Here is a 14734-nt window from a genome sequence, read left to right as displayed (position 1 = left end):
GGGCGCGTTAGTGTGAGCGGCTGTGACGATCACCGGAGCGGGGACGAACGTACGGCCGCTGGCGGCGGGACAGCGCGCGCGGCTGCTGGTCGGGGACATCGACGGCGGCGAGCCGCGCCTGGTGTACGAGACGGCGGACAGCGCGCTGGAGGCGCCGAACTGGTCGCCGGACGGCCGCTGGCTGGTCTTCAACCAGGACGGGCTGCTGCTGCGGATCGCCCCCGGCGGCGGGGCGCCCGAGGTCATCGACACCGGCGGCATCACGGACGCCAACAACGACCATGTGCTCTCCCCGGACGGCGGCACGGTCTATCTGTCGGCGGGCGACGGGCACATCCACGCCGTGCCGTTCGAGGGCGGACCCGCGCGCCGGGTCACCAACGACCGCGGCCCCGGACCCTTCCGGCACTTCCTGCACGGCGTCTCGCCCGACGGCCGCACGCTGGCGTACGTGGGCGTCGAGCCGTACGGCGGCGACGAGTGGGGCTACCGCAACATCTTCACCGTCCCCGCGGCCGGCGGCCCCGACACCCGGCTGACGGACTCTCCCGCGCCCGCGGACGGCCCGGAGTTCAGCCCCGACGGCGCCTGGATCTACTTCAACTCCGAGCACGGCGCGACCGTCCCCGGCCACGCCCAGCTCTTCCGGATGCGGCCGGACGGCACCGAGTTGACGCGGCTCACCTCGGACGCGCGCGTCAACTGGTTCCCGCACCTGTCACCCGATGGACGACACGTCCTCTACATCAGCTTCCCGCCCGGCACCGAGGGGCACCCGGCCGACCGCGACGTCGTCCTGCGCGTCATGGACCCGGACGGCGGCGCCCCGCGTGACGTCCTGGCCTTCCCCGGCGGCCAGGGCAGCCTCAACGTCAACAGCTGGGCCCCGGACAGCCGCCGCTTCGCCTACGTCGACTACCCGACGGCCTGAGCCGGTCCCGCTGCGCCCGGCCCGCCTAGCCGTTCGGCGGGCTCGTCCGGTGCATGATCACATAGCCCTCGGCGTTGACGATCTGCTGATATTCGGCATTCGGGTGGAGCTGCTTGGCGTAGGTGAGCGGATCGGGCACCCAGCCGGAGGAGTTGTCGATCACGATGTAGTCCGGGCTGATGCCCTGCGTGTCGCCGACCCAGTACACCGTGGTCCGGTGGACGAGACGGCTGATCGGCCCGACGTTCGCCTCCACCGAGGAGCCGCTGGGCACCGTCTCGAGCAGCTTCTCCACGGCCTTGGTGTGCGCGTCGACCTTGTAGGTGTCGGAGTCGCTGAGCGAGGCCAGCGGCATCGTCAAGGTGAGCGCCAGCGCGGCGCCCGCCGCCGCCGCGGGCAGCCCCGAGGCGTACGAGCGCAGCCAGGGCCGCGGGCTCCTGCGGGAGAGCGCCGCCGCGTCCACGAGGGCGAGGAAGACCACCGGCATCAGCACCGCGCTGTAGTGCCAGTCGGTGCCCCAGTAGTGGTCGTCGTGCGAGATGAACCGCCAGCCGATGGTCGGCAGCGCGGCCAGCAGCAGCGGCGAACGCAGCGCCAGCAGGCCGGTGGTCGGCAGCAGAATCCACAGCAGGGTGTGCACGGCGGTGCCGAACGGGATGTGCCCCGGCATCGGCGCCCCGTTGCCGTTCAGCTTGTTCCAGTAGTCGTATCCGCCCGCGCTGTTGAACGCCGGGATGATCACCGCGAAGGCGAGCGCGGAGGCCAGCACCCCGAGGCTGACCAGCCCCAGCGCGTACGGCCCGTACCGCATGCCGTCGCTGAGCCGCGGCGGCTCCTCGGCCCGCGTCCCGCTCCCGTCGGCCTCCGGGGCCTCCGGGGTCTCGCCGCCGTCGGCGCGCGGCGCCGGGACGACGTCCTCGCCCCGCGCGGACCCGGACCCGCCGACTGTCCCGGACCCGCCGACCGACCCCGCCCCTGACGGCGCCCCGGACATGGCCTCGGACCCGGCGTCCGGCTCGGTCTCCTTGCGGGTCCGCAGCCACACGATCGCGCCGATCGCGGCGGCCGTGACGCCCATGTCCTCCTTGACGAAGATCAGCGGCAGCGCCCACCACATCGCCGGCGCCCACTTCCGGCGCAGCACCGCCTCCAGCGAGAACGCCAGCAGCGGCATCGCGAAGGCGATCTCGTGGAAGTCGAACTCGACCGCCCGCTGCACGCCCCACGACAGCCCGTACGCCACGCCGACCGCCAGTCCGCGCCCGCGGCCCAGCAGATGGGCGGCGCCCCGGGTCACGGGCACGATCGACAGCGCGAACAGCAGCGCCTGCGCGACCAGCAGCGTCACCGGGCTCGGGAACACCCGGTAGAAGGGGGCGATCAGGGCGGTGATCGGACTGAAGTGGTCACCGAGGATGTTGAAGCCGGGGCCCTTGAGGTCGGCGACCGGCGCGTGGAAGTGCGCGTAGGAGCCGACCGCCTGCTCGAAGATGCCCAGGTCCCACGACATCGTGAGCATCCGCCGGTAGCGGGTGACCGACAGCGCGAGGAACGCCGCGAAGAAGACGGTGGCCAGCAGATACGGGTCGACGCGCGGCCCGATGCCGCCGAGCCTGAAGCCGGTCGTCGGCGCGTCGTCGACCGTGGTGCCGCCGGGCGCGGCGGCTCTGGTGTCCTGCGCCGGTATGACGGCCTCGGCCCTGTCCATCGTCGGTCCTCCCGCGGAAGCTGGGTCGGGGTCTGCCGGAAAAGATACGGGACGCGGCTGTGCCGGGGGCACTCCTGAACCCGCCATCCCCACTCACCTCCGCCACTCGCGTCCCGGCACCACGGGCCCGCCGCTCCCGGCGGACCGGCACGGCCCCGCGGTGTCCGTCCCGTATGCACCGTTATGCGGTGCTTCACCGCGAGAAAGATACCCCTCGGCCGCCGCTGTCCCGGCGGCCCGCGCCGCATATGCTGCCCGCCGTGAAAACGTGGACGAACGCGCATCGGCTCTGGATACTCCTCGCGGGCGCCGCGGCCGTGGCGGTGGCCGCCACCGTGACCGCCCTGGTCCTGACGTCCTCCGGCCCCGGCAAGGAGCGGGCCCTGCCGCCGGCCCGGGCGCGTACGTACACCGACCAGCAGGCGTGTCTGCTCACCGGGGAGCGCGGTCTGGCGGACCCGGCGGCGGCGCCGGTGTGGGCGGGGATGCGGGACGCCTCGGCCGGGACGCACGCGAAGGTCAGCTATCTGGCGATGGCGGGGGAGCAGAGCGCGGCGGCGGCCGGGCCCTATCTGGCGACCCTGGCCGACCGCAAGTGCACGGTCGTCCTGACGGTCGGCGCGGGCCCCGACGGCGCGGTCCCGGCGGCGGGACCGAAGTTCCCCGGCACGCGTTTCGTCGTCGTGGGGGAGAAAGCCGTGGGGGAGAAGGCGGGCGGTACGGGCGGTACGGCTGACGCGCCCGGTGCGAATGTCACCGCCGTGCCCGGGGGCTCCGCCGCGAGCACGCGCAAGGCGGTCGAGGCCGCCGTGACCGACGCGCTGCGTCACTGAGGCGTCGTTGAGGGGTCGTTGAGGGGTCGTTGAGACGTCGCTGAGACGTCGTTGAGGGGTCCACCGGGAGGCCCGCGCGGGCTTGACCTCTCTTGCCCAAAAGCAGGGCGAAAGGCGGACCAAACCCCTCCATCGTAAAGATCGTTCCCGGAACGAACCGGGACAGGGGTCACAAGTCGCCGCGCTTGATGATGTACAGGCAAAGAGTGTCCCCGGATCGTCCCCACGATCTATCCGCGGGTGAGGAAAACGGTCACGATCGGCAAGTTTTCTGTGTCGATCCTGTCAGGAGCCTGTGCCGTGCGCGCATCCTTCGCCCGTCGTTCGTCCCGGAGAACAACCCTCCGTCGCCGGTGGCTGCGTGCCACCGCGATGCTGTCGCTGATCGCGCTGGCACTGGTGCTGACCACGGAGCAGGCGGCGGCGGACGGGGCGACCCTGCCCGCGCTGTCGATGCCCAGCCTCGCCTCGCTCACCGCGTGGCTGAAGCACCCGCACTGGGGGCGCGTGCCGCAGCAGGAGAGCGGCACCGCCGCCGGGCACAGCCACCGGGCGACCGCGGACTCCACCCGCGCGCACGTCGGCGCGGGGCACAAGCCCGGCAAGGCGCCCGGCGAACTCGACGCCTACCACCCGTTCCGCAAGGCGTCCACGTCCGGCCGCAGCGGTGTCGTCGGCGGCTACTCCGCCCGCACCAGCAAGCGGAACGCGGCGAAGTCGACCGACACCGTCACGGTGTTCGACAACGCGGACGGCACGCACACCCGCCGCGTGTCGCAGACGCCGGTCAACTACCGGGACGCGCACGGCGCCTGGCAGCCGATCGACACCAGCGTGCACCGCCGGGCCGACGGCCGCCTCCACGAGGCGGCCAACTCTCTCGGCGTCGACTTCGCGCCGCGCTCCTCCGCGCCGGACCTCGCCACCTTGCGCACCGACGCCGCGCACTCCGTCGCGTACGGCCTGTCCGGCGCGGCCGACGTCACCGCCGCCGTGTCGGGCGACCAGGTCACGTACCCGGACGCCCTGCCGCGCACCGACCTGGTCGTCGCCCCGTCCGCGACCGGCGTCAAGGAAGCCGTCGTCCTGCACGCGGCGAGCGCCGCCAACTCCTGGCTCTTCCCGCTCAGGCTCCAGGGCCTGACCCCCGTCCAGGTCAAGGACGGCTCGGTCGAACTGCGCGACGCCGCGGGCAAGGTGACCGCCCGGATACCGCGCGCCTACGCCTACGACTCCAAGGTCGACCGCCGCTCCGGCGAGCCGACGACGACCTACGCGGTCGACTACCGGCTGGTCGCCGACCACGGCGGCACCGCCCTGAAGGTCACCCTCGACCCGGCGTGGCTGCACGACCCCGCGCGGGTCTTCCCCGTCACCGTCGACCCCAGCATCGTCGACGGCTGGACCACCACCTACGCCGAGTCCGGCAACCCCGCGGGCGACCACTCCTTCGAGCAGACCGTCAAGATCGGCTCGTACGACTCCGGCACGCACTCCGCCAACACCTTCGTCAACCACTGGTACGGCGGCTGGGACGGCTCCAAGGTCACCGTGACCGCCGCGTCGCTGCACCTGTTCGAGACCTGGGCCTCCACCTGCACCGCCGAGCGCTTCGACGTCGCGCTGATCACCGCGCCGTGGACCCCGACCGGCGTCACCACCTACCCCGGCCCCTCGCACGGCGCGTCCATCGGCAACCTCACGCCCAGCGTCCCCATCGCCTGCGCCAACACCGCCGCCGACCCCACCAAGGGCAACGCGGTGGAGGTGCCGCTCACCACCGCCTCCATCCAGGGCTGGATGAACGGCACCACCCCCGACTACGGCCTCGCGGTCTACGCGGCCACCACCGACGCCCTGCACTGGAAGCAGTTCGGCTCCTTCGCCGACGCGGGCAAGGGCCCGTACATCGACGTCACGTACACCGGCACCACCCCGCCGCAGGTCTACCAGCAGTACCCCAACGACAACGAGGTGGAGTACACCACCACCCCCCAACTGACCGCCTGGTCCGGCGGCGCCAACTCGCAGGCGAACACCACCACCAAGTACGACTTCCAGATCTACGACAACACCAACACCAAGGTCGTCGACTCCGGACTGCTCACCACCGGCTCCTGGACGGTCCCGGCGGGCAAGCTCAAGTGGGGCCAGAGCTACTCCTGGACGGTGCAGTCGCAGGACGCGGGGCTGTACTCCGGCGCCACCTGGTACCAGATGGCGATCCAGGTCCCGCAGCCGCTGATCACCTCGGGGCTGTCCCAGAACAGCAGCGACCACGGCTACGACCCGTCGATCGGCAACTACACCACCTCCGACACCGACGCGACCGTCTCCACCGTCGGCCCGAGCCTCGACGTCGACCGCGACTACAACTCCCGTGACCCGCGCTGGACCGGGGCGTTCGGCGCGGGCTGGTCGAGCATCTTCGACGCCCGCGCCACCGAGCAGTACAACCCGGCGGGCGCCGTCGTCTCCAACGTCGTCACCTACCCGGACGGCTCCCAGGTCGGCTTCGGCAAGAACGGCGACGGCAGCTACTCGCCGCCCGCGGGCCGCTTCGCCACCTTCAAGGCCGTCACCGGCGGCTACACGCTGACCGACAAGAACGCCACCGTCTACGCCTTCACCCAGTCGCTGGGCTCCGGCGCGTACGGCATCACCTCGGTCACCGACGCCAACGGCCGCGCCGTCACCTTCACCTGGACCAGCGGCCACGTCACCACCATGACCTCGGTGACCTCCGCCCGCGCCCTGCACCTGACCTGGCAGACACCCACCGGCGCGAGCGCCGCGCACGTCGCCACCGTCGTCACCGACCCGGTCACCGCGGCCGACCCGAACTCCGCGCAGACCTGGACGTACGGCTACACCAACGACCAGCTCACGAAGGTCTGTTCGCCGATCTCCAGCACGCAGTGCACCGCGTACAACTACACCGCGGGATCGCAGTACCAGAACGCCGCGCTCGACCTCGACCCGCGGGCGGTGTGGCCGATGTCCGAGGCGTCGGGCACCGTCGGCAAGGACGCGGTCCTCGCCAACCAGGGCACCAAGAACCTCGCGTACAGCGGCGTCACCTACGGCCAGGCGGGCCCGCTCACCGGGTCGGCCGCCACCGCCATCGGGTTCAACGGCACCAGCTCGTACGCCACGCTCCCGTTCGACATGGGCAACAACACCGACTCCGGCGCCCTGTCGCTGTGGTTCAAGACCTCCGCCGGGCCCGGCGTGCTCTACTCCTACGCCTCGCAGCCGGTCACCGCGGGCGACTCGCCCGGCGGCTACACCCCGGCCGCCTACGTCGGCACCGACGGCAAGCTGAAGGCCGAATTCTGGTACAGCGGCGGCATCGCGCCGATCAGCACCACCGCCTCGGTCGCCGACGGCAAGTGGCACCACATGGTGCTGTCCGCCGCGGGCAACAGCCAGACCCTCTTCCTGGACGGGGCCAAGGTCGGCTCGGTGTCCGGCTCGATCTCCATCCAGCCCGGCATCGCCTTCGGCAAGAACCAGCCGTACAACACCCTGGGCGCGGGCTTCCTCGGCGGGGCCTGGCCCGACCAGCCGCACTCCAGCACCACCGACAAGACCGGCTACGCCACGTACTTCAACGGCGCGATCGCCGACGCCGCCTGGTACGACCGCCCGCTGGTCGCCGCCGACGCGAGCGCGCTGCGCACCTACGGCACCCACGCCGCGAGCCTGCTGAGCACGGTCACCCGGCCGTCCGCCAAGACGTACCACGCGATGACGTACGACCCGGCGACCACGGCGCTGACCCAGCTCACCGACGAGAACGGCGGCGTCTGGAAGCTCGGCGCGCCGACCGTCACCGGCTCCAGCCAGACCTACCGCGGCGCGGTGCTCGGCGGCGCGCCCGCCACGTACTTCCGGCTGGGCGAACCCGCGGGCGCCACCACGGCGCTGGACGAGACGCGCGGCGGGACCGGTACGTACAACGCGGTGACGCTCGGCGCGACCGGGCCGTTCAGCGACCAGAAGGCCGCCACGTTCAACGGGACCAGCTCCTGGGTGAAGGTGCCCGACACCGTGACCGGGGACACCGCGGCCTCGGCCGAACTGTGGTTCACCACCACCCACGGCGGCGCGATCCTGCTCAACACGCAGAGCGCCGCGATCGGTTCGACCGTCTCCTCCACGACACCGCAACTGTGGATCGGCAGCGACGGCAAGCTCTACGGCGGCTTCTACACCACGTCCGGCTCGGTGCAGATGGGCACCACGGGCACCGTCACCGACGGCAAGTGGCACCATGTGCTGCTCAGCGCCGGAGCCACCAGCCAGACCCTGTACCTCGACGGCGCGCAGGCCGCGACCAAGACGGCCACGGCCGCGCTGTCCAACAGCGCCAGGACCACCGCCTACATCGGCGCGGGCACCACCGGCTCCGGCTGGACCGGCCTGACCAACGGCACCGTCGCCTACTTCAACGGCACGCTCGCCGACGTCGCCACCTACCGCACCGCGCTGACCGCGCAGGACGCCGAGAGCCACTTCCAGGCGGGCAAGAACTCCACCGGCCTGCTGCCGGTGGAGACCGTCAAGGTCACCTCCCCGGCGAACAAGGTGACGACGTACACCTACGACGTCGTCAACAACGAACGCCAGCTCACCGAGACCGACGGCCTCGGCAACAGGACCAGCTTCGGCTACGACACCGGCGGCTACGAGCACACGGTCACCGACCCCAACGGCGCGATGACCGTCACCGGCCACGACGTCCGCGGCAACGTCGTCTCCTCGACCACCTGCCAGAATCAGGCGGCCAAGGTCTGCTCCACCGAGTACTACACGTACTTCCCCGACGACACGACGGAACAGCTCACCACCGCCGACCCGCGCAACGACGTGCTGCTCACCGAGCGGGACGGCCGCTCCTCCTCGGCGACCGACCCCACGTACCTGACCTCGTACACCTACGACGCGTTCGGCGACGAGACCGCGGTGACCGGACCGCCGGTCGCGGGCTTCCCCAACGGGCGCGCCTCGTCCACCGTGTTCAGCGACGGCACCGCCACCTACCCCGCCGCCGACAGCGGGAACGTGCCCAAGGGCCTGCCGGTGCGGTCGGTCTCGCCCGGCGGCGCGGTCAACTCCGTGTCCTACTTCCACAACGGCGACGTGGCCTCCTCCACCGACGCGGTGGGCCTGGTCACCAGCTACACCTACGACGGCCTCGGGCAGGTGCTCACCAAGAAGGCCGTCTCCGACACCTACCCCGCAGGTCTGACCACGTCCTACACGTACGACAAGGCCGGGCAGATCACCGAGGAGGACGACCCGCAGCTCACCGACCGGGTCACCGGCGCCACCCACGCGGCGGCCACCACCACGGTCTTCGACGCCGACGGCGACATCACCTCGCAGACGGTCAAGGACCTCAGCGGCGGCGACGCGCCCCGGACCGAGACCCAGACCTACGACGCGTACGACCACGTCCTCACCCAGACCGACGCCAACGCCAACGCGGGCGGCACCAACGGCGGGACGACGACGTACACGTACGACACGTCGGGCAACAAGACGCAGGAAGTGTCCAAGTCGGGCACGGTCACCAACTACACGTACGACGACAACGGGCACCTGCTGACCCAGACGCTCCAGTACACCGGCGACCCGGTCAGCCCGCAGGCCGCCACCACGCTGACGGAGTCCTCGCGCGCGTACGACCCGGCGGGCCGGCTGGCGTCGGTGACCGACTCGATGGGCGCCACGACGTCGTACACCTACACCGACAACGGCCTGGCGGTCACCGCGACCAAGAAGAGCGCCGACGGCACGGCCTCGACGGTGCTCCAGACCACCACGTACGACGCGGCCGGGAACCAGTTGTCGCAGACCACCGACAACGGGCAGACGGTCGTCAACTTCACGGTGGACGCGGCCTCCAGGACCACGAGCACCACCGTGGACCCGACCGGCGTCGACCGGGTGACCAGCGTGTCCTTCACCCCGGACGACCAGGTCGCCACCCAGAACGAGCACGACTCCTCGGGCTTCGACCGCACCACCTCCTCCACCTACGACGCGGCGGGCAACACCCTGACCGAGACGCTGCACGGCGACGCCTCGGGACACCCCTCCGCCTGGTGGAAGCTCGACCAGACCACCGGCTCCACCGTCACCGACACCTCGGGCAGCGGCTACACCGGCGCCGCCTCGGGCGTCACCTGGGGCGGCGACGCGGCGACCTTCGCGGGCACCTCCGGCCAGCAGATCGCCACCAACGGCCCGGTGCTCAACACCGCCGGGTCCTACACCGTCTCCGCCTGGGTCAACATGGCGTCGCTGCCGACCCACAACGCGACGATCGTCGCCCAGGGCGGCACCACGGCCAGCGCCTTCTACCTCCAGTACAACTACGCGCACACCAGCGCGCCGCTGTGGAGCATGGAGCAGACCAGCGCCGACACGGCCGCGCCGACCTTCCCGTCCGCGTACTCCACCGCCGTGCCCAAGACCAACACCTGGACGCATGTGGTCGGCGTGTACAACGTCGCCAACGGCGCCAGCCAGATCTACGTCAACGGCGCGCTGTCCGGCAGCGGCACCAACACCGCGCCGTGGTCCGCGAACGGCCCGCTGACCATCGGCGCGGGCAAGTACAACGGCGCGCCGACCGACTTCCTGCCCGGCGCGGTCTCCAACGTGCAGGTCTACCCGCGCGCGCTGACCGGCACCGAGGTCAACACGCTGTACGGCAACGGCCGTACCGGCGGCACCGTCGGTTCCTCCACCGAGCAGACCACCCGCTACACGTACGACAAGCGCGGGCTGCCGAAGTCGATGACCGACGCGGACAACTTCACCACCGACTACTCCTACGACGAGGCGGGGAATCTGGCGGTCACCACCGCACCCGCCGTCCAGGTCGAGACCGGCGGCGGCCAGCCGGTCACCCAACGGCCGGTCACCACCAGCGGATTCGACACCTTCGGCGAGGCCGTCGAAGAGGTCGATCCGACCGGCAACCAGACCACCACGGTCTACGACGCCAACGGCAACAAGGTCTCCGAGACCCTGCCGCCGTACACCCCGGCGGGCGCGTCCGCCCCGCTGGCGGCCACGTCGACCTGGTCGTACGACTCCGACGGCAACCAGATCTCCTCCACCACTCCGGGCGGGAAGACCACCGGCTTCCTGTACGACCAGCTCGGCGACCTCGCGCAGGTCACCGAGCCGGACGGCACCAAGCTGCACACCACGTACGACACCAACGGCGACCAACTGTCGGTGACGGACGGCACCGGGGCCGTCACCCAGGCCACCTGGGACTACCTCGGCCGGCAGGTCACCGCGACCACGCTGGAGCGCTTCCCCTCCAACCGGGTGCTGACCACCACCAACTCGTACGCGGTGACCGCCGGAAATCCGTACGGCGCGAATCTGGCGTCGACCACGACGCCCGCCGGGGTCACCACCACCTACGGGTACGACCGGGCCAGCGAGGTCACCTCGGTCACCGACGGCGCGGGCAACACCACCAAGTACACGTACGACTTCATGGGGAACCGGCAGAAGACGATCCAGCCGGACAACACCTGGACCGAGACCGACTTCGACGTCGCGGGCAACCCGACGCTGAGCACCCAGTACGACGCCGCCAACACGCAGCTCAGGCAGACCCACCAGGTCTACGACGGCGTCGGCAACCTCACCGCCTCCACGGACGCGAACGGCAACACCAGCCACTTCACGTACGACGCGGCGGGCACCGTCACCCAGGAGATCCAGCCGGTCACCGCGACCACCTCGATCACCACGTCCTTCGGGTACGACGCGGCGGGCAACAGGACCCGGTTCACCGACGGCCGCAACAACTCCTGGCTGTACGGATACACCCCGTGGGGCCAGCAGGAGACGGTGAAGCAGCCGGCCACCGCCCAGTACGGCTCGGCGGCCGACTCCACGACCACCAACGTCTACGACCTCGACGGGCAGTTGGTCTCCAGCACGCTGCCCGGCGGCGTCACCCACACGATGACGTACGACCAGCTCGGCAATCTGAAGACCGCCTCGGGACAGGGCGCCGACGCCGCCACCGCGACCCGCAGCTTCACCTACGACCACGACAACCAGGTGACCGCCGCCGACACCGCGGAGGCGGGCACCACCGGCGCCAAGGACCACCAGGCCGCCACCCACGAGACGTTCAGCTACGACGACCGCGGCGACCTGACGTCGGCGGGCGGCTCCGGCGGCTCGTCCAACTTCACCTACAACGACGACGGTTCACCGCTGACCCGCTCGGACGCGGCCGGCACCACCTCCTACGGCTACGACACCGCGGGCCGGCTGTCCACGCTCAACGACGCGGCCTCCGGCACCGCGCTCACCTACGGCTACAACACGCTGAACCAGACCGCGTCGGTCAAGTACGGCGCGAGCGGCCAGACCCGCACCTTCACGTACAACACCGCGCACGACCTCACCGGCGACACCCTGACGCAGGGCGCCAGCACACTGTCGGCCATCACCTACGGCTACGACAGGAACGGCAACCTGACGTCGAAGAACACCGTCGGGGTCGCGGGCGCCTCCAACAATGTCTACACCTACGACCAGGCCGACCGCCTCAGCTCGTGGAACAACGGCACGGCCACCACGAACTACTCCTACGACGACTCCGGCAACCGCACCCGCGTCGGCGCCGACGTCTACACCTACGACGCCCGCGACCAGCTCACCTCGGACGGCGTCCACAGCTACGCGTACTCCGCGCGCGGCACCATGACCTCGGACACCTCCACCGCCAACGGCCAAGTCGCCTACTCCACCGACGCGTACAACAACCAGATCACCGCGGGCACGCACTCGTACACGCTCGACGCGTCGGGCCGGAACATCACCGACGCCAACTCGGCCGACCAGTCCTCGCGCGCCTTCCAGTACTCGGGCGCCGACAACACCATCGCCGCGGACGGCAACTACAGCTATACGTACGATCCCGGCGGCTCGCTGATCGGCATCAACGGCGGCACCGCGCCGGGCACCGGCCAACTGGCCCTGACCGACAGCCACGACGACGTCATCGGGAACTTCGCGCCGGGGGCGACCACCCTGGCCGGTTCCACGACGTACGACCCGATGGGCAAGGTCACCGCCAACAACGGGCTCATCGGCCACCTCGGCTTCCAGTCCGGCTGGACGGAGGCCGACACCGGCAAGGTCGGCACCGCGTCACGCTGGTACAACCCGGCGACCGGCACCTTCATGAACAAGGACTCCGCGTCCGTCAACCCGGTGCCGAACGAGGCGGCGGCCAACCCCTTCGCGTACGTCGGCGACAACCCGCTCGACGGCACGGACCCCTCGGGCAACTGGGGCCTGGGCAGCGTCTGGCACGCGGCGAGCCACGCCGTCAGCCACGCGGTGAGCAGCACCTACCACGCGGCCACCTCGTACGCCTCCAGCAGTTGGAGCTCCTTCAACTTCTACGCCTCGTACGCCTACTACCACTACACGCCGCCGATCGTGCACAAGGTCGTGCACGCCGCCAAGCGCGTGGTGAAGAGGGTCGTCCACCACGTGCGGGACGTCTACCGCGCCACCGTCCGCTACACCCGCCGCGTCTACCACTACGCGGCGCGCAAGGTGAAACGCGTCGTCCACGCCGCCGTGCACGCCGTCCACTCGGCCTACCACGCGGTCAAGAAGGTCGCGAAACGCGTGGTCCACGCGGTGAAGAAGACCGCCAAGGCCGTGGCGAAGGCATCCAGAACCGCGTATCACGCCACCGTCAAGGCCGTGAAAACCGCGGCCACCTACGCCAAGCACCATGCGGCGGCCATCACGTCCTTCGTGGTCTCCACCGCCGTCTTCATGGGCTGCGAGGCGGTCACGGCGGGCGTCGGCTCCATCGGCTGCGCGGCGGTCGCGGGCGCGGCCGGGTCACTGGTCGAGCAGGGCTTCAAGTGCGCCGAGGCGGGCGGCGCGGCGTGCAGCGCGGGCGCCTTCGCGACCTCCGCCGTGACGGGCGCCGTCGCGGGCGCGATCGGCGGGGCGCTCGGGTCGCTGGGCGGCAAGGTGCTCAGCAAGTTCGCCCCCAAGGCGATGGAGGCCGTCGGCGGGCTCTTCGGCAAGGGCGCCACCGAGGCCGAGGAGGCGGCGGCGGGCGACGCCACCCAGACCGCGGCGCGCCAGGGCGAGTCGGGAGCCGCCAAGTCGGCCACCGACAGCGGGACCTGCCACAGCTTCACGGCCGGCTCCCGTGTCCTCATGGCGGGCGGCGGCACCAAGGCCATCGACCGGATCAAGGTGGGCGACTCCGTCGTCAACTCGGTGCCCGGTGCCTCCGGCACGCAGAGCCACAAGGTCACCGCGGTGATCGTGACGACGACGGACCACGATTTCGTGGACGTCGGGGTGAAGCCAGTCGCGGCCAACGCCGTGACGTCCGCCGCGAAGAAGGTGGTCCGGCGCGCGGCCCTCGGCCTCGCGGCCTCCGCGGCGGTCCTGGGCGCCCTGGGCGCGACCCACCACGCGGCCGACTCCCACCCGGCCACGGCCCCGGTGGCGGCGGTCTCCCCGGCCGCCCCGACGCCGGTGAACGGCCACCTCACCACCACCTTCCACCACCCCTTCTACGACGAGACCCAGTCCGCCTTCATCGAGGCCAAGGACCTCCACCAGGGCGACCTCCTCCAAACCCCCACCGGCACCGCCCAGATCACCACCGTCCGCCTCTTCCACGCCCACACCACCACATACGACCTGACCATCGGCGACCTCCACACCTACTACGTGGAGGCCGGCGCCACGCCGGTCCTGGTCCACAACTGCAACACCGCAGTCCAGAATGAACTGGGCCAGATGCGCCAGGACATGAACATGGACTCCGTTGCCAAGGAGGACGCGGACGTGCTCGCCAAGGTCAAGGGAGCCAAGAAGAACACCTTGGGGAAGATGGTCTTCGATGGGGACCGGGAATCCGTGTACGGGCAGAATGGAAAACTTCCTCGGCCGGTGAAATTTCCGGGATCCGGTAACCGTATGACAGCGACTTCGTACGAGGACCACGCCGAAGGAGACATGGTCACCCAGGCCATGAGCCGCGGGTATTCCGGAGGAAATGCCGAGATCTACACGGACCGGGTCACCTGTAGATTCTGCAGGAACTCCATGGCGGGATATGGCGAACAACTGGGTCTGGACTCCCTGAAGGTCTTCGACCCTCTCGGCCATGTCGGGACGTACACTCGGGCCGCCGGAAAGTTTGTCCCCGCCCCTGGAAGGTAA

General features: G+C 70.7%; 4 protein-coding genes. 3 read left to right on the top strand and 1 reads right to left on the bottom strand.

Annotated elements, in window-relative coordinates:
* Positions 1-22 precede the first annotated feature (22 nt).
* Positions 23-931 carry a hypothetical protein gene (locus ACFZAM_RS33900; RefSeq protein ID WP_355346866.1) on the top strand — a complete coding sequence of 303 codons (909 nt, stop codon included), beginning with the start codon at positions 23-25 and terminating at the stop codon, positions 929-931.
* Positions 932-956: 25 nt separating this feature from the next.
* Here ACFZAM_RS33900 and ACFZAM_RS33895 read toward each other — a convergent pair whose 3' ends face one another.
* Positions 957-2639, bottom strand: a complete 1683-nt coding sequence (locus ACFZAM_RS33895) for a DUF2079 domain-containing protein (protein ID WP_391051629.1) — start codon at positions 2637-2639, stop codon at positions 957-959.
* Between the two features lie 260 nt (positions 2640-2899).
* Between ACFZAM_RS33895 and ACFZAM_RS33890 the strand changes: the two genes are divergently transcribed.
* Positions 2900-3472, top strand: a complete 573-nt coding sequence (locus ACFZAM_RS33890; RefSeq protein WP_391051626.1) for a hypothetical protein — start codon at positions 2900-2902, stop codon at positions 3470-3472.
* Positions 3473-3772: 300 nt separating this feature from the next.
* On the top strand, positions 3773-14734 hold the full coding sequence (locus tag ACFZAM_RS33885) for a LamG-like jellyroll fold domain-containing protein (RefSeq protein ID WP_391051624.1): 10962 nt from the start codon (positions 3773-3775) through the stop codon (positions 14732-14734).

Origin of the sequence: Streptomyces sp. NPDC008079 (assembly GCF_042957385.1) — a bacterium.
Classification (GTDB): Bacteria; Actinomycetota; Actinomycetes; order Streptomycetales; family Streptomycetaceae; genus Actinacidiphila.
This window is presented reverse-complemented; position numbering and strand designations above follow the sequence as displayed.

Bases quoted from the DNA above. Each gene is read 5' to 3' on its own strand.
- ACFZAM_RS33895 (WP_391051629.1), bottom strand. From the start codon at position 2,639: ATGGACAGGGCCGAGGCCGTCATACCGGCGCAGGACACCAGAGCCGCC.